Genomic DNA, 21,814 nt, shown 5'->3' on the forward strand with positions numbered 1-21,814 from the left:
AATGAATAAATCAATAATGGGCGATCTTACTTATCTCACAATGTAAAAGCAAACAAAAATGAATGATTTAACCGGAATTTTATATATTGTCGCTACGCCAATCGGGAATTTACAAGATATTACACAACGTGCTTTAGAGACCTTTTCACAAGTGGATTTAATTGCCGCGGAAGACACGCGTCACAGTGGTTTGTTGCTCAGCCATTATGGTATCAAAAAGCCTTTTTTCGCCTTGCATGATCACAACGAACAAGAAAAAGCTCATGTATTGGTAGAAAAGCTAAAACAAGGCACCAATATTGCATTAATTTCCGATGCAGGGACACCCTTAATTAGCGATCCGGGTTTTCATTTAGTGCGTCAATGTCGTGAGGCAGGCATTAAAGTGGTGCCATTACCCGGTGCTTGTGCGGCAATTACGGCATTATGTGCATCGGGCATCGCATCTGACCGTTTTTGCTTTGAAGGTTTTTTACCTGCGAAAACCAAGGCGCGTAAGGATAAGTTAGAAAACGTTGCGGAAGAAGACCGCACTTTAATCTTCTATGAATCAACTCACCGCATTTTAGATACCCTTGCTGATATGCAAGAGGTATTAGGTTGCGAACGCTATGTTGTACTTGCCCGTGAAATTACGAAAACGTGGGAAACCATTACTGGGGATAAATTAAGTGCTCTTCGTCAATGGTTAAGTGAAGATCCGAATCGCACGAAAGGTGAAATGGTGTTAATCGTGGAAGGTAAACCAAAATCAGAAGATACCGAAGAATTTGCACCACAAGCAATTAAAGCACTCACCTTGATCGCCAAAGAATTACCCTTAAAAAAAGCGGCTGCGATTGTGGCAGAACTTTATGGTTATAAGAAAAATGCCTTATACCAATTTGGATTGGATAATTTAGATTAGTCAAAAACTATCCTCCTCTTTGGCAAAGAGGGGTGAGGGGAGATTTGGCAGAATTAAATTTTATAAATGTCGGAGAACAAATGTTAAAACAGGTTTCAGATACCTTACTTGCACCAAGCAATTTATCTCATCAATCATTGCTTAATATTTTTGATGTGATGTCACATCGTCATATTGATTATGCAGATCTTTATTTTCAATTAAGTCAAGATGAAAGCTGGGTATTAGAGGATAGTATTATTAAAGAAGGTGGCTTTCATATTGATCGCGGTGTTGGTGTACGCGCAGTTTCTGGCGAGAAAACAGGCTTTGCGTATTCTGATCAAATTAACTTAGCCTCATTACAACAGTGTGCGGAGGCCGTAAAAGGTATTGCACAAATTAAAGAAGGCAATTTAATCTCGCCTCAAGCATTTAATGCGGTGAATGCGGTTCAGCGTTATGCAGCGATTAATCCATTAGAAAGTTTAAGCAAAGAGAAAAAGATCGAGTTATTGCATCTCGTGGATCGTACAGCTCGATCTGAAGATCCTCGTGTTACTCATGTTTCCGCCGCATTAAGTTCGATTTATGAAGAAGTATTAGTGGTCGCAACAGATGGCACACTTGCCGCAGATATTCGCCCGCTTGTGCGTTTATCCATTTCAGTTCTCGTGGAAGAAGATGGTAAACGTGAGCGCGGTAGCTGTGGTTCAGGGGGACGCTTTGGCTTAGATTGGTTCTTTGAAGTGGTAAATGGGGATATTCGTGCCGTTAACTTTGCAAAAGAAGCGGTTCGTCAAGCCCTTGTGAATCTAAGTGCGGTCGCGGCACCGGCAGGATTAATGCCTGTGGTATTGGGAGCCGGTTGGCCGGGCGTATTGCTTCATGAAGCAGTGGGGCATGGTTTAGAAGGGGATTTTAACCGCAAAGAAAGTTCCTTATTTACGGGTAAAATTGGTGAGTTGGTGACGTCGCCATTATGTACGATTGTGGATGACGGCACATTACAAAACCGCCGAGGTTCTTTAACCATTGATGATGAAGGCGTGCCAAGTCAGTGCAACGTTTTAATCAAAGACGGGATTTTGCAAGGTTACATGCAAGATAAACTCAATGCGCGATTAATGGGCGTTAAACCAACAGGGAATGGTCGTCGTGAATCTTATGCACATTTGCCAATGCCGCGAATGACGAATACCTATATGTTGGCTGGTCAAAGTAAATTTGATGATTTAATCGCTTCTGTGGATCGCGGTATTTATGCACCGCACTTCGGTGGTGGGCAAGTGGATATCACCTCAGGTAAATTTGTGTTCTCGACATCTGAAGCTTATCTTATTGAAAAAGGCAAAATCACCAAACCCGTTAAAGGTGCAACGTTGATTGGTAGCGGTATTGATGTGATGCAAAAAGTCTCTATGGTCGCGGATGAAACCGACTTAGATCTTGGTATCGGTGTTTGTGGCAAAGATGGCCAAAGTGTACCGGTCGGTGTTGGGCAACCCGCCTTGAAAATTGATGAAATCACCGTTGGTGGAACAAATTAATCATATAGCCCGATAAATCATATCGGGCTTTTTATTATCTTCTTTCTAAGTGCGGTCAGTTTTTCATCTATTTTTGATTAATTAGTTTCTGATGAATCATTATTTCGTTAGGCTAAAAGTTAAACACACTACACATTTCTCTCGATTCTTTTATGATCCCTATCACAATATCTTGTAAAACCAGTTAAAAAAATTCCCCAAATAACCATAATAAGTGATACATTTATCGTTGCATGACTTTTTGTCATTTAAGAGACAGGGACAGGCGTGAGTTTGTCTGAAATTTCATCAACCAGAGGGAAACATTTATGTTAATTGGTGTACCTAGAGAACTGCTTGAGAGCGAAAATCGTGTGGCGGCGACGCCAAAAACGGTTCAGCAGATCTTAAAACTGGGCTTTGACGTCATCGTAGAACACAATGCGGGATTTAAAGCAAGTTTTGAAGACCAAGCATTTATCGACGCCGGCGCAAAAATTGGCTCAAGTTCAGAAGTGTGGCATTCGGATATAATTTTTAAAGTGAATCCACCAACGGATGCAGAAATTGATCAAATGAAGGAAGGTGCAACACTTGTGAGCTTCATTTGGCGCGCACAAAATCCGGATTTAATGAAAAAACTCACGTCGAAAAAAATTAATGTATTAGCGATGGATTCTGTGCCTCGTATTTCCCGTGCGCAAGCGCTTGATGCATTAAGCTCTATGGCGAATATTTCTGGTTATCGTGCGGTGATTGAAGCCGCTCATGAATTTGGTAGTTTCTTCACTGGACAAATTACTGCAGCAGGTAAAGTGCCACCAGCAAAAGTGTTAGTCATTGGTGCGGGTGTAGCTGGTCTTGCTGCGATTGGTGCAGCTAATAGCCTTGGTGCGATTGTACGTGCTTTTGACTCTCGTCCAGAAGTAAAAGAACAAGTACAAAGTATGGGCGCGTCTTTCTTAGAAATTGATTTCAAAGAAGAAGGCGGTAGCGGCGATGGTTACGCGAAAGTGATGTCAGAAGAATTTAACCGTCGCGCGATGGAGCTTTATGCGGAACAAGCCAAAGAAGTGGATATCATTATTACCACTGCAGCGATTCCAGGTAAACCAGCCCCTCGCTTAATTACGAAAGAAATGGTTGATTCCATGAAACCAGGTTCTGTGGTGGTGGACTTAGCGGCTGCAACAGGCGGTAACTGTGCTTACACTGAAGCAGGTAAAGTTGTCACCACTGAAAACCAAGTGAAAATCATTGGTTATACCGATTTCCCAAGTCGTTTACCAACACAATCTTCCCAACTTTACGGTACAAACTTAGTTAATTTATTAAAACTACTTTGTAAAGAAAAAGACGGCAAGATCAATATCGATTTTGACGATGTGGTATTACGCGGTGTGACTGTGGTACGTGATGGGGAAGAAATTCCACCAGCACAAATCCAAGTGTCAGCACAGCCAAAACAAGAAGCGAAAGCGGCACAAAGTGCGGTTAAAAAAGAGGAAGAAAAACCAGCAGATCCTCGCATCAAATACGGTGTGATGGCGGGTGTAGGTGTGTTATTCCTCTGGCTTGCATCTGTGGCGCCAGCGGCATTCCTTTCTCACTTCACCGTATTCGTATTGGCTTGTGTAGTTGGTTACTACGTGGTTTGGAACGTCAGCCACGCTTTACACACCCCACTTATGGCGGTAACCAATGCGATTTCAGGTATTATCATTGTGGGTGCATTACTGCAAATTAGACAACCAACAGGCAACTTCTTTATTGATGTATTAGCCTTTGTGGCAATCTTGGTGGCAAGCATCAACATCTTTGGTGGTTTCCGTGTAACCCAACGTATGTTGGCGATGTTTAGAAAAGGTTAAGGAGAAGACGATGTCTGAAGGTTTAGTACAAGCAGCCTATATTATCGCTGCATTACTTTTCATTATGAGCTTAGCCGGTCTTTCTAAACATGAAACGGCAAAAGCCGGTTGTTGGTATGGTATTGTCGGTATGACAATTGCCCTTGTTGCAACCATTTTCGGCCCGCAATCAGAAGGCACATTATGGATCATCATTGCGATGATCATCGGTGGCGTGATTGGTGTTCAACGTGCATTAAAAGTTGAAATGACTGAAATGCCTGAACTTGTTGCGATTCTTCACAGCTTTGTGGGTTTAGCCGCAGTGCTCGTAGGCTTTAACAGCTACGGCTTAACACACGAAACTGATCCTGTGTTAATGAATATCCATAACGTTGAAGTATTCTTAGGGATCTTCATCGGTGCTGTAACATTCACGGGTTCTATCGTCGCATTCGGTAAATTAAGCGGCAAAATCAATTCAAAAGCATTAATGTTGCCACATCGCCATAAATTAAATTTAGCGGCATTAGTGGTTTCTGCTTTCTTGATGGTGGCATTCTTGAACAACCCAGATAATATCTTCCCAGTGTTACTCATGACCGCGATTGCCCTTGCATTCGGCTGGCATTTAGTGGCATCTATCGGTGGTGCGGATATGCCGGTTGTGGTTTCAATGCTTAACTCTTATTCTGGTTGGGCAGCAGCTGCAGCGGGTTTCATGTTAAGCAATGACTTGCTTATCGTTACCGGTGCATTAGTGGGTTCTTCTGGTGCGATTCTTTCTTACATTATGTGTAAAGCGATGAACCGCTCATTTATCAGCGTTATCGCAGGTGGTTTTGGTAATGATGTTCAAGTGTCTTCTGATGAAGAACAAGGTGAGCACCGTGAGACAACGGCAGAAGAAGTGGCTGAATTACTCAAAAATGCAAACTCTGTGATCATCACACCAGGATACGGTATGGCGGTAGCACAAGCGCAATATCCAGTGGCTGAAATTACAGCGAAATTGCGTGAACGTGGCATTAACGTGCGTTTTGGTATTCACCCTGTTGCAGGTCGTTTACCGGGTCATATGAACGTACTTTTAGCAGAAGCAAAAGTGCCTTATGACATCGTGCTTGAAATGGATGAAATCAATGATGATTTCGCAGATACCGATGTGGTATTGGTTATCGGTGCAAACGACACCGTAAACCCAGCTGCAATGGAAGATCCAAACAGCCCAATCGCCGGTATGCCGGTGTTAGAAGTATGGAAAGCACAAAACGTTATCGTATTCAAACGCTCTATGGCGGTAGGTTACGCAGGCGTTCAAAACCCATTATTCTTCAAAGAAAACACTCAAATGCTCTTTGGTGATGCAAAAGAACGTGTTGATGACATTCTTACAGCATTAAACAAATAAGCAAAAAACTGACGTAAAACTAACCGCACTTTGAGAAATTAAAGTGCGGTTTTTTTGTATGTTTTTAAGTGCGTATATGATTAAATAACCGAACTTTAAGAAGTAATACACTAACTTCCCAAAATCAAAATAGGCGAGGGAGCTATAAAATGAGATTTATATTACTACTATTATTATCTCTAACTTTGTTTGGTTGTTCTTTTGGCGGATTTAAGCCAGCACCACAATATTATCATTGGCGTTTGCGTAATGCAGATGCATTATTCCCTGAATCAGATCCTAATGTTTTAACTAAATATGTTGATAGAAAAGAAAAAAATATGAAGGATTGCGGTATGGATTTTGTTACCGGTGAAAGTGTTAATCCAGAAGTGAATCTTTGTTTAGAGAAAAAAGGTTGGTATCTAGAAGGCGGTCCGGTTTGTGAAGAAAGACTAATGTGGGATAGTCCAATATGTACCCAATGGCGAAAAAAACACAGCAAGCCTGATGCTAAGCCTTGGGGTAAGTATTAGGTATCACAACTTTCGTTTATTGAATTTTTCTTGTAATTATTTAGAATTATTCAGTATTTAATTTTTAAAGAGAATTTTATGAATAAATCCTTATTTTTCTTATTGCTTTTTTCTTTTTCAACTTCTGCTTTCGCATTATTTCCAATTGAGAATGACTGGACAAAACATCATTTGCAAGGAAAAGTGAAATCAATTAAATCCAAGGATGAAGGTAATTCAGTCTTGCCCGATAATGGGACAGTAAGTTATCTAGATAGCTTTTATAACGAACAAGGCTTTTTGATAAAAGAAAAGGAACAGGGCGTTCTTTTTGATAAAGAAAAGATCACAATTCGTTACTATAAGTATGATGATCAGAATCGATTATTAGAAATTCAAGATGACAATGTAACTGAAACTAATCCAGAGCTCAAAACCTTTAGCAAATTTTATCGTTATTTAGAAAATCAGGATGGTAGTGGTGTGGTGCAGTTTGTGGAATATAAGGACACACCAGATTTTTCATCCTCATATAAAGAACATTTTTATGATAAAGCGGGTACTTTGCTCAAAACTCAAGAGTATGATGTAGAGAATAAAACAACATCAGATATAAAAAAATACGACTATGAGAATGGTAAACTGAGCAAAATATGTCGTATTGAAGATAATGTAGAAAAAGATTGCGATATTTATCATTACGAAAATGATGGTTCATTTACCGAATCTTTAAACGTTTTTATCAATAGTGTGAAAAATTCTTTTGATAAAAATCATCGCTTATTAAAAAGTGAAATGTTTAGCGTTGGAATACGCATCAACTGGATAACCGTATCATACCAATTTGATAAACATGGCAATGTTATTGAAGAGATAATCTATAACAAAGATGGTGTATGGAAAACCAAAAAAACTTATCAATATGAGTATTATGAATAGGCTTCAATGTAAGCACTGATAGTAAAATGGAGTTGTTTTTTATCAGATGTGTCTTGCTAAAAAATATAAAAGTGCGGTCAAAATTGACCGCACTTTTTACATTAACGTTGAATCAAATAGCGTAATTTAGTGCCATCTTGTTCCACGCTTAATAGTGTGTAACCGTGGTTTTTAGTATCAATAGGAATGTTGTTGATGGATTGGGCACAGTCACTTAATAGCTCTAAAATTTCGCCTTTTTGTAATTGTGGCATAGTTTCGAGCATCACGATCGCTGGATACGGGCAAGGTTCACCTAGCGTATCTAACGTATAATCTGGGGTGATGTCTTTTGGATCTTTATCTAATTTTTGAACAACGGTAAATGCCATAATAATGTCCTCTTTTTTTGAATGAATTCGTTAATATTTAATTAGCAACCACAAGCTTGTGGATTTGCTGCGGCGATTTTTGCTTTGGCTTTTTTCAAGAAATGGCGTTCCCACCAAACTACGGCAATTAAGCAAAGAATAAGCAAGCCGTAATTCACTAATAAACCACCAACTGGGCCAAAGGATTTCAATAAGTTAAGTTTTTCGTAATCTAACGCAAGCACAGGGGCAAGATCGTCCCATGCATAGGCTAAATAAGTTGAACCGATAACATTGCCTAAGCCCACCCACATAAAGTGAACTTGACCTTCCATTGAACGATACATCCAACCGGTTTCACATCCACCCGCTAATACGATACCGAAGCCAAATAATAAACCACCGATAATCGCATTTGGGCCTGCCCACATGATTTTGGCTGGCACACCTAATTGAATGTAGCTGAATACGCCAAGCGTACCCACGATAATACCGAAGATAATCGCTTTTGCCATATAAGCACGGCCTGTTACCCATAAATCACGGAAAGCAGAAGTAAAGCAGATTTGAGCACGTTCAATTAATAAGCCGAAAGCTAAACCACAAAGCATTGCAAAGCCCAGTTTGACGGAGTTTGTCATCACATAAAGGGAAGCGATAAGATAGGCAAAAAAGACAACCATACCAATCCAGAAACGACGATTAGCTTGTTTCGGGTCAGTTTCTTGTAATTTTGCAGCGCCTTTTTTCAATTCTAATTTCACGCGGAATATCGGAAGTAAGGTGACTTTTACCCCTGCATAAGTACCTACAGCAGTCGCAATGGTAAAGAACCAAGCGTGAACCGAAAATTGTGGAATACCAGTGAAGAGAGAAGCAAGGTTACAACCCATCGCTAAACGTGCACCGAAACCGGCTAATGCACCACCAATAAGGGCTTGAACAATACGACGTTTGTGTGGTTGATTACGCCATTTTACATTATTTGCCCAAAGTGCAGCAGAAATACAACCGGCGAACATACCTAAAATCATCACGCCATCAATACGGGTGAAGATCGTGCCTTGCATGCCGATAATTTTATAATAGCTCCAGTCGGACACATCGACGCCTAGCGCTTGCAAAGCATGACCGCCCCAACGGGTAAATTCCCCAGTAACTGCCCAATAAGTGCCAGTTACCCCAAAGTAATAAGCTGAAATGAGCCCAGCAGCAATAACTGCAGCGACAGGATTCCAGTATTTGATCAGATAATTTTGTTTGAATTGCTGCAAAATCTCTTTCATTAGTGAATAAATCCTTAAATTGAAATGATGATTTGCAAGTGAGGTATAAAATGAAGATATTTTGAAGTGTCTGCCATTTTCCTATACACAAAACTTGCGATATAAGACAAATGAATTGTCGAGCAAGATAATAGCATTTGTTTTTTGGCAATGCACGAGGGGAGGGATAATTATTTGTGGGTAATTTAGGATTTAGACAGACTTACTGTCTGTCTAAATATTGATAGAAAAGTTAAACAGGCAATTTCATTTCTCGTACACGCATGGTTAATCCATCGATTAACAATAAGCGTCCACATAAATTTGAACCGATTTTTAACCGCACTTTGATGGCTTCTAAGGCTTGAATAGAGCCAACAATCCCCACGATTGGTGCCAGTACGCCCGCCTCTACACAGCTTAAAACATTTTGCCCAAAGAGCTGACTAAGTTGGCGATAGGTTGGGGTATTGGGTTCATAAGTAAAGACGGAAACCTGTCCTTCTAAACGGATCGCAGCACCAGAAACAAGTGGGATCTTCGCTTGTTCACACCCACGATCGAGCGCATTACGAATATCCACGTTATCGGTACAATCTAATATCACATCAAAGTGCGGTATGATTTCCGCGAGTTTTTCTTCGGAAAGTTGTGCATTGATGGTTTCAATTTCTACGTGTGGATTAATCTGTTGTAACGCAATTTTTGCTGATTCCACTTTAGGCATATTTAATCTGCTATCGGTATGTAATACCTGACGTTGCAAATTAGAAAGCGATACGGTGTCAAAATCCAACAAGGTTAAATGACCCACGCCAGCCGCTGCAAGATATTGACTTGCCGCACAGCCTAAACCGCCCAGACCGACAATTAACATTCGGCTGTCTTTCAGCTTTTCTTGACCGTCAAAATCAACCGCTTTTAAGATAATTTGGCGGTTATAACGCAGTTCTTCTTCGTAGCTTAATTCAGCCATTATTGCCCCAATAGGTGATTAAACGGTTCAATGGTGACGATTTCGCCCGCAGCGACATTACCGCGATCTTTTTCAAGACGAATAAAACAGTTACTTTTCACAAAAGAACTGAATAAATGCGAGCCTTGGAAACCAACAGGGTGCACTTCAAGTTGACCATTTTCATTAATTTGATAGAAACCACGTTGGAAATCTAAACGTCCTGGTGATTTTTTCAAATTGGTTTGGACAATCGCTTGGAAGTGCGGTTGTTTTTTCGGGTGTTTTTTACCGTTTAATTTGGCAATAGCCGGTTGAACCAATTGATAGAATGTCACTAATGCAGAAACCGGATTGCCAGGTAAACCGCAGAACCAAGCATTTTCTAATTTACCAAATGCAAATGGTTTGCCAGGTTTCATTGCTATTTTCCAGAAATTCACTTGGCCTACTTTTTCTAACACAGTTTTCGTGAAGTCAGCCTCACCCACCGAAACGCCACCGCTCGTGATGACAAGATCTGCTTGAGCTTGTGCTTTCACAAAAGCCGCTTCAAATTCTGCTTGGTTATCCGGCAGAATACCGAAATCAAGTACGTCACAATTTAATTTTTCTAGCATTAATTTCACAGTGAAGCGGTTGGTGTCGTAAATTTGTCCTGCTTGTAACGGTTGACCAACAGGGATTAATTCATCGCCGGTTGAAAGCACGGCCACTTTTAAGCGAGGGTAAGCTTTGACTTCAGCAATACCTAATGAAGCAAGTAAAGGTAAAGATACGGCATTTAACTCATCGCCTTGATGTAATACCACATCACCTTTTTTCACATCTTCACCAATGCGGCGAATATTCTGATTGGCTTTAGGTAAGGCAGCAAAAGTAACAGAACCATCTTCATTGACGGTGACCTCTTCTTGCATAACCACCGCATCGGCACCTTCAGGAATCATTGCACCCGTCATAATTCTGACCGCACTTTGTGCTACCCATACCCCTTGAAACGGATTACCCGCAAAGGATTTTCCTGCGACAGAAAGCGTCATAGATTGCTGTAAATCGGCTAAACGAACTGCATAACCATCCATCGCAGAGTTATCAAAAGAAGGCACGTTAATTGGAGAAATTACATCTTCCGCACACACTCGATCAGCGGCTTCAGTTAAAGCCAGTGTTTCAGTTTTTGTAGGGAAGGGAAGTTTGTTGAGCATTTGCGCCAAGGCATCTTCAAGTGGCAACATAATCAATCCTTTGGGTTGAGCGAAATAAAAGTGGATATATTGTAGCCCGAAATACAATATGAAGGAAATTAATAAATTAGGGTGATTTTTCGCATTTTACGAATAATTCATCTTTTGCTAAAATGCCGCATTATTTTTTTATAAATGGAAAGTGAATGAACGCGATTTCACCTGATGCGGAAAATGTCCGCCGAGCCTTGGTAGCCAAAGGTATCGAAACACCAATGATTGATCCGACTCAATGTAAAGATGAGCGCCGTGTGGCGATTGCTTCACATATGCGTGAAGTGATGAAATTGATTGGGTTAGATCTGCGTGATGATAGCCTAGAAGAAACACCAAATCGTTTAGCCAAAATGTTTATTGATGAAATTTTCAGTGGAATGGATTATGCCAATTTCCCGAAAATGACGAAAATCAAAAACCAAATGAAAGTGAGCGAAATGGTGCAAGTGAATGACATCACCTTAACCAGTACTTGTGAGCATCATTTTGTGACAATTGATGGCAATGTTGCTGTGGCATATTATCCCAAAGATTGGGTGATTGGCTTGTCTAAAATCAATCGCATTGTTGCGTTTTTTGCGCAGCGTCCGCAAGTGCAAGAGCGTTTAACCGAACAGCTTTTAACGGCATTTCAAACCATTTTAGAAACCGATGATGTGGCAGTTTATGTGAAAGCGACACATTTCTGTGTGAAAGCTCGCGGGGTAAAAGATACCCACAGTTATACTGTGACATCAGCCTATGGCGGAGTCTTTTTAGAAGATCGCGAAACTCGCAAAGAATTTTTATCTTCTATTCAGAAGTAATGAGCAAAAGCACCGAATAATCGGTGCTTTTTTGTTTATTAATTGTACGGATATAAGTTAAAATCTGCCCTTTCATTTTTATTTCGATTTTTATTTTTCTTGAGGATTTTCATGGCGAAAGCAAATTCAAAACTTTTTCTTGTTTTATTACTCGGCGTCCTTTCTGCATTTGGACCATTTGTGGTGGATCTTTATTTACCTTCACTGCCACAACTTGCGAGCTTTTTTGAAACAAATGCCTCAATGACACAGCTTACGCTCACCACAGCCATGATTGGTTTAGCGCTAGGACAGTTACTTCTTGGGCCACTCAGTGATAAATTTGGTCGAAAAAAACCGCTTATTATTTCATTAGTCATTTATATCATCAGCACAGTTTTAATTGTGTTTTCACCAAACATTGAAACGATGATTGTTTTACGTGTGATTCAGGGGCTTTCTTCGGCAGGAAGTGTTGTCATTTCTCGTGCGGTTGCAACGGATCTTTATCGTGGTCGTGAAATGACACGTTTCTTTGGTTTATTAATGACAATTAATGGACTCGCGCCAATTATTTCACCAATCCTTGGTAGTTTATTGTTGGAATACATCAGTTGGAAAGGCGTATTTGTTTTCCTTGCATTGATTGGTGTGATTGTTTTGATTTTCAGCTTCCGTCTAAAAGAAAGCTTAAGTGTCGAAAATCGCTTACAAGGTTCAATATTTTCCACCTTTTTGACTTTTGGTGTGATTATCAAAAATCGCTTATTTATGAGCTATGTAGGAATTCAAAGTTTCTTACTTGGTTCTATGTTCGCCTATATTGCGGCTTCGCCATTTATTTTTCAAAGTTTTTATGGGTTGAGTGCATTTGTCTTTAGTTTATGTTTTGGTGCGAATGGCGCGGCGTTAGTCATCGGGGCAAATGTTGGCGGTAAATTGCCAAATCGTCAGGCTTTAGCGATTGGCGTATTGGCTTTTGTGGTGGCTGCACTTTATACCATTGCGGTATTGATTATTCAGCCTTACTGGTTATTTATTGAAATCGGTTTCTTTGCAATGTTGTTATTAATGGGTATTACTTTCCCGGCTATTTCTTCTTTAGCGATGGAAAGTGAGCGTCAATATGCAGGTAGTGCATCTGCTTTATTAGGTTTTGCTCCATTCTTTTTAGGTGGTGTGGTTTCACCATTAGTCGGGATAGGCAATATTTTCTATTCGACGGCTTTGGTAATTTTGGCTTGTAATGTATTAGCTTTAGCTATTTATTGGATGGTTCGTCATAAAATTCCAAATTCAGCAGAGTAGTGAAAAGTGCGGTCATTTTTGACGGTGTTTTAAAAAAGAAAAAGGCGAACATCAATTTGTTCGCCTTTTGTTATTTTAGCAATTAGTTTCGAATACTTAATTTCTCAAATTCATCGAAGAATGTTGGGAACGTTTTAGCCGTACATTTGGGATCTAAAATCGTGACGGGGGTATCCGATAATGCAATCAACGCAAAGCACATTGCCATACGGTGATCGTTATAGGTCTCAATTTCTGCATGTTTAAATTGAGAAAGGGCAAGCGGTTGAATTCGAATAAAATCTTCACCTTCTTCAACTTCCGCACCGACTTTTCGTAACTCAGCAGCCATTGCAGCAAGGCGATCAGTTTCTTTCACTCGCCAGTTATAAATATTGCGAATAACGGTTTCACCCTTTGCAAATAAGGCGGTTGTGGCAATTGTCATGGCTGCATCAGGAATGTGGTTCATATCCATATCAATGCCATGGAGCTCAGCTTGTTCTGCTTGAATAAAATCTTCACCCCAAGTGATTTTGGCGCCCATTTTTTCTAGCACATCGGCAAATAGGCGGTCGCCTTGAATGGAATGTTTACCAATTCCTGTCACTTTTACATTGCCTCTAATCGCGGCGGCGGCAAGGAAATAAGAGGCAGATGAAGCATCACCTTCCACCATGTATTTACCAGGTGACACATAGGATTGATTACCTTTCACCTTAAACACTTGATAGTTGTGGTTTTCAACCGAAACACCAAAATCTTTCATCATCGCGAGAGTGATATCAATATAAGGTTTTGAGACTAGATCACCTATAATATGGATATCTAAATCGCCCTCAGCAAGCGGTGCAGCCATTAAAAGTGCGGTCAAAAATTGAGAAGAAATCGAGCCATCAATTTTAACTACACCGCCTTTAATCCCTTGATTGCGAATCGCAACTGGTGGATAACCGTCATTTTCTAAATAACGAACATTAGCGCCCGCTTGAAGAAGTGCATCTACCAAATGTTTGATTGGGCGTTCTTTCATACGAGGCTCACCGGTCAAAATAACCTCGCCTTCAATTTTGCCTTTTAAACAAAGTGCAGCCGTTAAAGGGCGCATAGCCGTACCGGCATTGCCTAGAAACAGTGATAAGCCATTTTCAACCTGAAATGCACCACCTAAGCCTTCAACTTCACAGCAAGTTTTGTCTTCAGAAAGTTGGTAATTCACACCTAACGCTTTAAGGGCGTTTAACATATGACGAATATCATCACTGTCTAACAGGTTAGTGACCGTTGTGGTACCTTTAGCCAATGCTGCTAATAATAATGCTCGGTTCGATAAACTTTTCGAACCCGGTAAGTTGATTTCACCTTCAATACGAGAAATCGGCTCTAAGGTGATAGCTTTCATTACAAGACCACCGTTTTATTTTTATACACAAAAATACGATCATGTAAGGCAAGATCAAGCGCACGGCTTAATACTGTTTTTTCCACATCACGCCCTGCACGCATCATGGCATCGGCAGAGTAGGTGTGATCCACATTAATCACATTTTGCATAATGATCGGACCTTGATCCAATTCGTTATTAATAAAGTGGGCTGTTGCACCAATAATTTTTACGCCGCGCTCATAAGCTTGTTGATAGGGTTTGGCACCAATAAATGCGGGTAAGAATGAGTGGTGAATATTGATGACGCGATTTGGATAACGCGCCACGAATTCTGGATTTAATACGCGCATATATTTTGCTAATACAATGTAATCAGGCGCATATTCATCAATTTTTTCAGCCAGTAATTTATCATGCTCTACACGCGTGAGTCCTTCATGACTGACACAATGGAATGGAATATCAAAGCGTTCAACTAATTCGCGTAAATTATCGTGATTACCAATTACTGCCGAAATTTCTACATCTAATGCACCGTAGTAATTTTTCATTAAAATATCACCTAAGCAGTGCGCTTCTTTGGTGACTAAAATCACGATACGTTTACGTTTAGCACTGATTAGGCGACAATTTGTCCCTGCCGGCAAGCTATAATTTAAGTCAGCTAACAAAGTTTCTTCGTTGAAAATACCTTCCAATTCGGTACGCATAAAGAAATGCTTTGTTTCGAAATCAACGAACTCATTATTGTGAAGGATATTTAATTGATGTTTGTAACAAATATTGGTGATTTTGGCGATTAAGCCTTTATCATCCGGACAATCGGTTAGTAATATTTTCTTTTCTAACATAATGAATATCTTGCAAGATAAATAAAAAAAGAGAACCCATAAAAATGGGTTCTACATTGTTAATGTGAAATTAGATTTCAAAAGAAGCTAAAGAGGCACCTTTATCTAAGGCTTTTTGAATCACACGAGGTGTACGACCTTGTCCAGTCCATGTTCTTTCTTGACCAGTTTCATCAGTATATTTGTATTTTGCTGGGCGAGGTTCACGTTTTTTACGAATTGAAGAAGGCGCAATACCAATAATAGCGGTTAATTCTTCCGCAGTGATGCCTTCTTGTTTAATTAATTCTTTATATTTTGCGATACGCGCACGACGCTCTTGTTCAGCTTGTTCAATTTCAGCTGCTTGAGCACGTTTTTCTTCAACAGCAGCTTGTAATTTTAAAAGTGAACTTTCAGCTTGTTCTAATGTTAAATCGCGTACAGCGGCGCGTAAACTACGAAGGTTAGTTAAACCTTTTGTTAATTCGTTCATGATGTCCTCTTTTTTATGTGTGTGAATGCTTAATTATTTTAAGGAAGACAATAATAACGAAAATAATATATTTGGTAAATATTAATTCGTCTAAATTAAAGAATTAATTGGTCTGATCTCATCATACTCCATATTATGGAGTGACCTGTTTTCTATACTATTGCAATCGTTCACTCATAAAATTGTGTAACAATGAATTAACAACTTAATACGTCATTTTTAATAAAAGAATAGATTTCACTGAAAGTGCAAGATTTTATTGGTAATTTTATTCATTTTAATGTAATCTCTCACTATCCTATACAACAGTAGAGGTGCGGTCATTATAAGTATTTTCCTGGAGTGGATAGCGTTGAAGGGAAAGGAAAGGAATGATTGCCGAAATCGAATAGGCGTCATCTTATTCGGTTGGTCACGTCTTCGAAAGGAACGTGACTGTCATAGTTTTTGTATACTAACTATGGAGTGCTACGGTTAGGTATGGTCATACTGTGTCTGTTCTTGCCGTTGTCTCCATTAAATTATTAGGAATAACTTAATGGAACTAGTCGATTATTCTTCATCTATTTATTCAATTATACCCGCATTACTTGCGATTATTTTAGCGATTGCAACTCGTCGGGTTTTGGTGTCCCTCAGTGCAGGGATTATTGTCGGTGCATTAATGTTGGTTGACTTCAACCCATTGAATGCACTTGTTTATTTAAAAGATAATGTTGTTGCATTAGTTTATAGTAGCGAAGAAGGCATGAATTCAAATATGAATATTGTGTTTTTCTTAGTATTACTAGGGGTATTAACTTCGCTTTTAACCGTTTCTGGTAGTAATCGCGCTTTTGCTGAATGGGCGCAAAGCAAAATTAAAGACCGTCGTGGTGCAAAATTATTAGCAGCATCTTTAGTGTTTGTGACATTTATCGATGATTACTTCCACAGTCTTGCAGTAGGTGCGATTGCTCGTCCGGTCACCGATCGTTTTAAAGTTTCTCGCGCAAAATTAGCGTACATTCTTGATTCTACTGCTGCACCAATGTGTGTCATGATGCCAGTATCAAGCTGGGGGGCATATATTATTACTCTCGTAGCTGGTTTATTGGCGACGTATTCTATTACGTCTTATACTCCAATGGGGGCATTCGTAGCCATGAGTTCAATGAACTACTATGCGATCTTCTCATTATTGATGGTATTCTTTGTTGCCTATTTTTCATTTGATATTGCCTCAATGGCAAATCATGAAAAATTAGTAATGGAAAGTGGCTACGAAGAAGAAACAATTGAAGGAGTAAAAGGAAAAGTTCGTAATTTGATTTTTCCGATTGTCATTTTGATTGTTGTGACTGTGTCTATGATGATTCATACGGGGAGTGAAGCCTTAGCAGCAGATGGAAAACCATTTAGCCTCTTAGGTGCATTTGAAAATACAACAGTAGGTATTTCGCTTGTTGTTGGTGGTTCAAGTGCGGTTGCTATGTCAACATTATTGATTATTCTTGAGCGTCAAGTTTCTTTACAAGAATACGGAAAAGCGTGGATCGCCGGTATTAAATCTATGTTAGGTGCAATTGCAATCCTGTTCTTTGCGTGGACAATCAATAAAGTGGTGGGTGATGCACAAACCGGTAAATACTTATCTTCTTTAGTGAGTGGCAGCATTCCAGTTCAATTTTTACCAGTGATTTTATTTATCCTTGGTTCAGCAATGGCATTCTCAACAGGGACAAGCTGGGGGACATTTGGTATTATGTTACCAATCGCTGCGGCAATGGCGACTAACTCAGCACCAGAATTATTACTTCCTTGTTTGTCTGCAGTTATGGCAGGCGCGGTATGTGGCGACCACTGTTCACCGGTTTCGGATACAACGATTCTGTCGTCAACTGGGGCAAAATGTAACCACATGGATCACGTCACCACACAATTACCTTATGCAGCAACTGTCGCAACAGCAAGTGCTGTGGGCTACATTGTGGTAGGCTTTACAGAATCAGGTTTAGCTGGGTTTGTGACAACAGCAGTTGTTTTAGTAGCTTTAGTGTTTATCGTGAAAAAACGTTAAGCATAAACGTGAAAAAAAGAAAGGGCGTACCGTGTGGTACGCCCTTTTTGTATTTATTGTGAAAATTAGAGTAATGGACTAAACAAGAAAAATAACCGCTCGATGATTCGATGATAGAAAGGACGATTGATCCATTCTTGCATATCGAGAGCGGAAGAGTTCGCTAAATAATTTTCATGAAGTGTGGCCACTTCATTGGCAAAATTACGATCTTCTACGGCAACGGTGATTTCAAAGTTAAGCAGGAAACTGCGTAAATCCATATTTACTGTACCAACGAGCGCGAGCTTATTATCGATTAACACACTTTTTGTATGTAGAAGTCCTGCTTCAAAATGATAAATTTTGACACCTGCTTCAAGTAAATCATCAAAGAACGTTCGGCTCGCCCAACGAACCATCAAGGAATCATTGTTTTTAGGTAAAATAAGCGTGATATCAACACCTCGGAATGCGGCAATGAGTAATGCTTCAGCAATATTGTGACTTGGCACAAAGTAAGGTGAAGTGATCACAATACTTTCTCTTGCCGCATAAATGACTGTTGCAAGAGATTGCGCAATTAAATCATCCGGGAACGCGGGACCGCTTGCAATCACTTGCACAGAATGGGTGTCGTTATCGTCAATTTCCACAAGTGGACAATTTGGCAATAAAAGAGGTAATTCTTCCATGGTTTCAATTTCCCAATCCCAAGCATGTAAGCTGTTTAAAATCGGTGAAACAGGACCGTTGATTCGCACCATCACGTCTATCCAATTGCCTACGTTGCTGTCTTGTTTGAAGAAATTTGGGTCCACCATATTCATACTGCCTGTATAGGCAATTTGATTATCAATGATGATGATTTTACGATGTTGACGTAAATCAATCCGGTTGAAGAACATCCGGAATAAATTTACATGTAGCGCTTCGGTAATTTCAATGCCTTTTTCTCGCATTTCTTTACAAACAGGGCTTTTCAAAAAAGCATTACTGCCAACGGAATCGAGTAAAAGACAAACTTTAACTCCACGTTGCACGGCTTCTTCTAAGGCTTGTTTCACTTCATTAATCATGCCATCATTGCTCCAAATATAGAACACCATATTAATGGAATGATGTGCTTGTTGAATATCACGAATGATACTTTGAATGATGCTTTCTGGGGTATCAAGAATATGTAATTCGTTACCTCGAATGTTTGGAATACCTAAGCGATGGTGAACTAGTTTAAATAAAGCACGATAACGAGGATCCTGGGAATGCGCAACCAGATCTTTTTGCCCAGACAGCTGCTGAAGCCATTGTGTATATTTAGGTTTTAATGATTGAAATACTTTGGCTCGGCGAGTACCGAGTTTAATCTCACCAAAAATTAAATAAGCAATAACGCCAATCAGTGGCACAAGGTAGATAATCATCAGCCATGACAACGTAGCAGAAACCGCTTGTTTTTTGACGAGTAAACGCAATGTGACAGAAATAACTGCCACCCAAATTAACACGGGAATAATATAAACCAGTATAATATGTTCAAAACTCATTAATTTTTGACCGCACTTATGAAATTAGACATTGTTTATCAGACTGATGATTTTATCATTATTTATAAGCCTTGTGGGCTAAGTGTGCATAAAGATCAAAGTGAAATTGGTTTAACCACTTTGCTTGCCAGGCAGCTTGATGTGCCACAAGCCTGGCTTGTTCATCGATTAGATAAAGTGACATCAGGTTTACTTATTTTGGCATTAAATGCCGAAAGTGCGGCTGAATTTTTCCGACTTTTTTCTGAACACCATATCCAAAAGACTTACCTTGCTCTCAGCAATCAAAAGCCCAAAAAGAAACAAGGATTGATTGTCGGCGATATGCAAAAGTCTCGTAATGGGGCTTGGAAACTTTGCCAATCGAAGGAAAATCCCGCGATTACGCGTTTTGAAAGTGTAAGTTGCGAGCCCAATTTACGGTTATTTATCTTAAAACCACAAACTGGTAAAACCCATCAATTGCGTGTGGCAATGAAAAGCTTAGGGAGTCCGATTTTAGGTGATTCGCTTTATGGTAAAAACACTGAAAATATTGACCGTACTTATTTGCATGCTGCAAGATTGCAATTTGAATTTAAAGGTCAGTCATTTGATGTGTTTAGCCCACCGAAAGAAGGGGAGTGGTGGCATCGTCAAGGTGTCATGTCTCAGATTCAAAAATTTAGCTCAGTACTAGCGGAGTTAACTGAACAGGAAAAGTGCGGTTAAGATTTCAATTATTTTGTATAATAGACCCAATTTTTCACATTAGGAACAAAAATGAAATTTATCTCTTTTAATATTAATGGGTTACGTGCCCGCCCTCATCAACTTGAAGCAATTATTGAAAAATACCAACCGGATGTGATTGGTTTACAAGAAATCAAAGTGGCGGATGAGGATTTTCCTTATGCGATTACTGAAAATCTGGGCTATCACGTTTTTCATCACGGGCAAAAAGGTCACTATGGTGTAGCACTGTTAACCAAACAAGAACCCAAAGCGGTACGTCGTGGTTTTCCAACTGATAATGAAGATGCGCAAAAACGCATTATTATGGCAGATTTAGAAACGCCATTTGGTTTGTTAACGGTAATTAATGGCTATTTCCCACAAGGCGAAAGCCGTGCACATGAAACCAAGTTTCCGGCAAAAGAAAAATTTTATGCGGATCTTCAACGCTATTTAGAACAAGATCACGATAAAGCCAATCCGATTTTAATTATGGGCGATATGAATATCAGTCCAAGTGATTTAGATATTGGTATCGGCGATGAAAACCGCAAACGTTGGTTGCGTACTGGTAAGTGTTCATTCTTACCCGAAGAGCGTGAATGGTATCAACGCTTATACGATTATGGATTGGAAGATACGTTCCGCAAATTAAACCCAACAGCCAATGACAAATTCTCGTGGTTTGATTATCGCTCAAAAGGTTTCGATGATAACCGTGGATTACGTATCGATCATATTTTAGTGAATCATCAATTAGCAGAGCGTTGCGTGGACGTCGGCATTGCATTGGATATTCGTGCGATGGAAAAACCGTCAGATCACGCACCAATCTGGGCAGAGTTTAAATAGGAAAGCAGCATGGATATGGCAAATTGGCAGAATTACCGTTCACAAGTGAATGGTATGCCTGCCGTGTTTACCGCAAATATTGAAGATTTAGATGTTTATCATGGTAAACATCTCAGTAAGGTTGTGCAATTTACCGTGCCTTATCAGGGAGATGAGGATGGTTTGCCGAATGAAGACGAATATGAAAAATTAATTAATCGTCTTTTTAAAATCCTTGCACAATTGACCGCACTTCCGAATGTTTTCTTTGCTGGGCACTTTATTTGTAACCATCAGGCAAAAATGCATTTTTATTGTGAACACGATGCTTTGCTTAAAGAAACGCTTCAGCAGCTTGATTTTGTCTCAGAAATCAATGTGCAGGATGATCCCAATTGGGATACCTATTTCGATTTCTTATTGGCTTCTCCATTGGAAATGAAATTAAATGCGACGGAAGAGATTTTAAGTATGCTGAACAGCAAAGGACGTAATTTAAGTGATACTTATTTGATTGAGCATACTTTCCATTTTGATGAAGAAGAAAAAATGTTTCCCTTTATGGATGAACTAACGCTTGGAAAAGTGTCTTTTAGTACGTTGAAATATTCAAGCCAAGCCATCCAGACGGAAGAAGATGAACCGCCTTATTTCATGGTGAAATTGGAGCAAGAGCTTTCATTAGACAGTAATGAGATCTTCGAGTGGGTAGAGCGCTTTGAAAAATTAGCTATGGAGTTTTCAGGCGACTATATTGGCTGGGAATGCGATAACTTAATGGATGATCGTTCATCATTAAATTAGCCTGATAATTTATCAAATAAGCATTGATTAGATAAAAATAAAGCCCATCAACACGATGGGCTTAAATTCTTTTGGCTACAAATTTAGGATTCGTAAAAGGAGACAAACGAAAGCTAAACCAAAAGAGAAATTTGGCTCCTCCTGCGGGACTCGAACCTGCGACATATGGATT

General features: G+C 39.7%; 20 protein-coding genes and 1 riboswitch. Of the genes, 12 read left to right on the forward strand and 8 right to left on the reverse strand.

Annotated features, from left to right (window positions below; all coding sequences use genetic code 11):
• Positions 1-58: 58 nt before the first annotated feature.
• The 6 genes from rsmI to AC979_RS06095 all read left to right on the forward strand — a co-directional run bounded on the left by rsmI (position 59) and on the right by AC979_RS06095 (position 7,109).
• On the forward strand, positions 59-907 hold the full coding sequence (gene rsmI, locus AC979_RS06070) for a 16S rRNA (cytidine(1402)-2'-O)-methyltransferase (protein WP_049373371.1): 849 nt from the start codon (positions 59-61) through the stop codon (positions 905-907).
• Between the two features lie 80 nt (positions 908-987).
• Positions 988-2,436, forward strand: a complete 1,449-nt coding sequence (gene tldD, locus AC979_RS06075) for a metalloprotease TldD (RefSeq protein WP_049373372.1) — start codon at positions 988-990, stop codon at positions 2,434-2,436.
• Positions 2,437-2,744: 308 nt separating this feature from the next.
• A complete protein-coding gene (gene pntA, locus AC979_RS06080; RefSeq protein ID WP_049373373.1) occupies positions 2,745-4,286 on the forward strand; it encodes a Re/Si-specific NAD(P)(+) transhydrogenase subunit alpha in 1,542 nt (513 codons plus the stop codon).
• Positions 4,287-4,296: 10 nt separating this feature from the next.
• Positions 4,297-5,676: a Re/Si-specific NAD(P)(+) transhydrogenase subunit beta gene (pntB, locus tag AC979_RS06085; protein WP_049373374.1), complete on the forward strand. Its 1,380-nt coding sequence runs from the start codon at positions 4,297-4,299 to the stop codon at positions 5,674-5,676.
• A gap of 149 nt (positions 5,677-5,825) precedes the next feature.
• On the forward strand, positions 5,826-6,191 hold the full coding sequence (locus AC979_RS10565) for a hypothetical protein (protein WP_049373375.1): 366 nt from the start codon (positions 5,826-5,828) through the stop codon (positions 6,189-6,191).
• Positions 6,192-6,269: 78 nt separating this feature from the next.
• On the forward strand, positions 6,270-7,109 hold the full coding sequence (locus tag AC979_RS06095) for a hypothetical protein (protein WP_049373376.1): 840 nt from the start codon (positions 6,270-6,272) through the stop codon (positions 7,107-7,109).
• A gap of 101 nt (positions 7,110-7,210) precedes the next feature.
• On the opposite strand, the gene yedF is transcribed toward AC979_RS06095, so the two are convergent.
• The 4 genes from yedF to moeA all read right to left on the reverse strand — a co-directional run bounded on the left by yedF (position 7,211) and on the right by moeA (position 10,917).
• Positions 7,211-7,480: a sulfurtransferase-like selenium metabolism protein YedF gene (yedF, locus tag AC979_RS06100; protein WP_049373377.1), complete on the reverse strand. Its 270-nt coding sequence runs from the start codon at positions 7,478-7,480 to the stop codon at positions 7,211-7,213.
• A gap of 41 nt (positions 7,481-7,521) precedes the next feature.
• Positions 7,522-8,745, reverse strand: coding sequence for a selenium metabolism membrane protein YedE/FdhT (gene yedE, locus AC979_RS06105; RefSeq protein ID WP_049373378.1), 1,224 nt, complete (start codon positions 8,743-8,745; stop codon positions 7,522-7,524).
• 232 nt (positions 8,746-8,977) lie between these two features.
• Entirely contained in the window at positions 8,978-9,700 is a 723-nt protein-coding gene (moeB, locus tag AC979_RS06110) for a molybdopterin-synthase adenylyltransferase MoeB (protein WP_049368841.1), read from the reverse strand.
• The gene (gene moeA, locus AC979_RS06115) at positions 9,700-10,917 is read right to left on the reverse strand and encodes a molybdopterin molybdotransferase MoeA (protein WP_049373379.1); all 1,218 of its coding nucleotides are present in this window, start codon (positions 10,915-10,917) and stop codon (positions 9,700-9,702) included. The genes moeB and moeA overlap by 1 nt, the downstream gene beginning before the upstream one ends.
• A 155-nt stretch (positions 10,918-11,072) precedes the next feature.
• Between moeA and folE the strand changes: the two genes are divergently transcribed.
• The gene (folE, locus tag AC979_RS06120; protein ID WP_049370463.1) at positions 11,073-11,729 is read left to right on the forward strand and encodes a GTP cyclohydrolase I FolE; all 657 of its coding nucleotides are present in this window, start codon (positions 11,073-11,075) and stop codon (positions 11,727-11,729) included.
• A gap of 111 nt (positions 11,730-11,840) precedes the next feature.
• The gene (locus AC979_RS06125) at positions 11,841-13,016 is read left to right on the forward strand and encodes a multidrug effflux MFS transporter (protein ID WP_049373380.1); all 1,176 of its coding nucleotides are present in this window, start codon (positions 11,841-11,843) and stop codon (positions 13,014-13,016) included.
• Between the two features lie 82 nt (positions 13,017-13,098).
• Here the strand turns inward: AC979_RS06125 and aroA are convergent, their stop codons facing one another.
• From aroA to AC979_RS06140, 3 genes are all read right to left on the reverse strand, one after another.
• On the reverse strand, positions 13,099-14,397 hold the full coding sequence (aroA, locus tag AC979_RS06130; protein ID WP_049373381.1) for a 3-phosphoshikimate 1-carboxyvinyltransferase: 1,299 nt from the start codon (positions 14,395-14,397) through the stop codon (positions 13,099-13,101).
• Positions 14,397-15,233, reverse strand: coding sequence for a formyltetrahydrofolate deformylase (gene purU / locus AC979_RS06135; RefSeq protein WP_049373382.1), 837 nt, complete (start codon positions 15,231-15,233; stop codon positions 14,397-14,399). Before purU ends, aroA begins: the two co-directional genes overlap by 1 nt.
• A 70-nt stretch (positions 15,234-15,303) precedes the next feature.
• Complete coding sequence (locus AC979_RS06140) at positions 15,304-15,708, reverse strand: H-NS family nucleoid-associated regulatory protein (RefSeq protein ID WP_049365820.1); 405 nt, start codon at positions 15,706-15,708, stop codon at positions 15,304-15,306.
• Between the two features lie 301 nt (positions 15,709-16,009).
• A riboswitch (Lysine riboswitch) is annotated at positions 16,010-16,187 on the forward strand.
• A 59-nt stretch (positions 16,188-16,246) separates the two neighbouring features.
• On the opposite strand from AC979_RS06140, the gene AC979_RS06145 reads away from it, so the two are divergent.
• Positions 16,247-17,767, forward strand: a complete 1,521-nt coding sequence (locus AC979_RS06145; RefSeq protein ID WP_049373383.1) for a Na+/H+ antiporter NhaC family protein — start codon at positions 16,247-16,249, stop codon at positions 17,765-17,767.
• Positions 17,768-17,832: 65 nt separating this feature from the next.
• Here AC979_RS06145 and cls read toward each other — a convergent pair whose 3' ends face one another.
• Entirely contained in the window at positions 17,833-19,293 is a 1,461-nt protein-coding gene (cls, locus tag AC979_RS06150) for a cardiolipin synthase (RefSeq protein WP_049373384.1), read from the reverse strand.
• 18 nt (positions 19,294-19,311) lie between these two features.
• Here cls and AC979_RS06155 point away from each other — a divergent pair, with 18 nt between their 5' ends.
• From AC979_RS06155 to AC979_RS06165, 3 genes are read left to right on the forward strand one after another with little or no spacing between them, the layout of a single operon-like run.
• A complete protein-coding gene (locus AC979_RS06155) occupies positions 19,312-20,004 on the forward strand; it encodes a TIGR01621 family pseudouridine synthase (protein WP_049373385.1) in 693 nt (230 codons plus the stop codon).
• A gap of 51 nt (positions 20,005-20,055) precedes the next feature.
• Complete coding sequence (gene xthA / locus AC979_RS06160) at positions 20,056-20,859, forward strand: exodeoxyribonuclease III (protein WP_049373386.1); 804 nt, start codon at positions 20,056-20,058, stop codon at positions 20,857-20,859.
• A gap of 9 nt (positions 20,860-20,868) precedes the next feature.
• Positions 20,869-21,642, forward strand: coding sequence for a TIGR01619 family protein (locus AC979_RS06165; RefSeq protein ID WP_049373387.1), 774 nt, complete (start codon positions 20,869-20,871; stop codon positions 21,640-21,642).
• The last annotated feature ends 172 nt before the right edge of the window (positions 21,643-21,814 follow it).

The organism is Parahaemophilus parainfluenzae (genome assembly GCF_001053575.1).
Taxonomy (GTDB): domain Bacteria; phylum Pseudomonadota; class Gammaproteobacteria; order Enterobacterales; family Pasteurellaceae; genus Haemophilus_D; species Haemophilus_D parainfluenzae_S.

Excerpts from the sequence above, each read along its gene's own strand:
- yedF (WP_049373377.1), bottom strand. The coding sequence starts at position 7,480 with ATGGCATTTACCGTTGTTCAAAAATTAGATAAAGATCCAAAAGACATC.
- aroA (WP_049373381.1), bottom strand. The coding sequence starts at position 14,397 with ATGAAAGCTATCACCTTAGAGCCGATTTCTCGTATTGAAGGTGAAATC.
- folE (WP_049370463.1), top strand. The coding sequence starts at position 11,073 with ATGAACGCGATTTCACCTGATGCGGAAAATGTCCGCCGAGCCTTGGTA.
- AC979_RS06155 (WP_049373385.1), top strand. The coding sequence starts at position 19,312 with ATGAAATTAGACATTGTTTATCAGACTGATGATTTTATCATTATTTAT.
- tldD (WP_049373372.1), top strand. The coding sequence starts at position 988 with ATGTTAAAACAGGTTTCAGATACCTTACTTGCACCAAGCAATTTATCT.
- xthA (WP_049373386.1), top strand. The coding sequence starts at position 20,056 with ATGAAATTTATCTCTTTTAATATTAATGGGTTACGTGCCCGCCCTCAT.
- AC979_RS10565 (WP_049373375.1), top strand. The coding sequence starts at position 5,826 with ATGAGATTTATATTACTACTATTATTATCTCTAACTTTGTTTGGTTGT.
- AC979_RS06165 (WP_049373387.1), top strand. The coding sequence starts at position 20,869 with ATGGATATGGCAAATTGGCAGAATTACCGTTCACAAGTGAATGGTATG.
- AC979_RS06125 (WP_049373380.1), top strand. The coding sequence starts at position 11,841 with ATGGCGAAAGCAAATTCAAAACTTTTTCTTGTTTTATTACTCGGCGTC.
- rsmI (WP_049373371.1), top strand. The coding sequence starts at position 59 with ATGAATGATTTAACCGGAATTTTATATATTGTCGCTACGCCAATCGGG.
- AC979_RS06145 (WP_049373383.1), top strand. The coding sequence starts at position 16,247 with ATGGAACTAGTCGATTATTCTTCATCTATTTATTCAATTATACCCGCA.
- pntA (WP_049373373.1), top strand. The coding sequence starts at position 2,745 with ATGTTAATTGGTGTACCTAGAGAACTGCTTGAGAGCGAAAATCGTGTG.
- purU (WP_049373382.1), bottom strand. The coding sequence starts at position 15,233 with ATGTTAGAAAAGAAAATATTACTAACCGATTGTCCGGATGATAAAGGC.
- pntB (WP_049373374.1), top strand. The coding sequence starts at position 4,297 with ATGTCTGAAGGTTTAGTACAAGCAGCCTATATTATCGCTGCATTACTT.
- moeA (WP_049373379.1), bottom strand. The coding sequence starts at position 10,917 with ATGTTGCCACTTGAAGATGCCTTGGCGCAAATGCTCAACAAACTTCCC.
- yedE (WP_049373378.1), bottom strand. The coding sequence starts at position 8,745 with ATGAAAGAGATTTTGCAGCAATTCAAACAAAATTATCTGATCAAATAC.
- cls (WP_049373384.1), bottom strand. The coding sequence starts at position 19,293 with ATGAGTTTTGAACATATTATACTGGTTTATATTATTCCCGTGTTAATT.
- moeB (WP_049368841.1), bottom strand. The coding sequence starts at position 9,700 with ATGGCTGAATTAAGCTACGAAGAAGAACTGCGTTATAACCGCCAAATT.
- AC979_RS06095 (WP_049373376.1), top strand. The coding sequence starts at position 6,270 with ATGAATAAATCCTTATTTTTCTTATTGCTTTTTTCTTTTTCAACTTCT.
- AC979_RS06140 (WP_049365820.1), bottom strand. The coding sequence starts at position 15,708 with ATGAACGAATTAACAAAAGGTTTAACTAACCTTCGTAGTTTACGCGCC.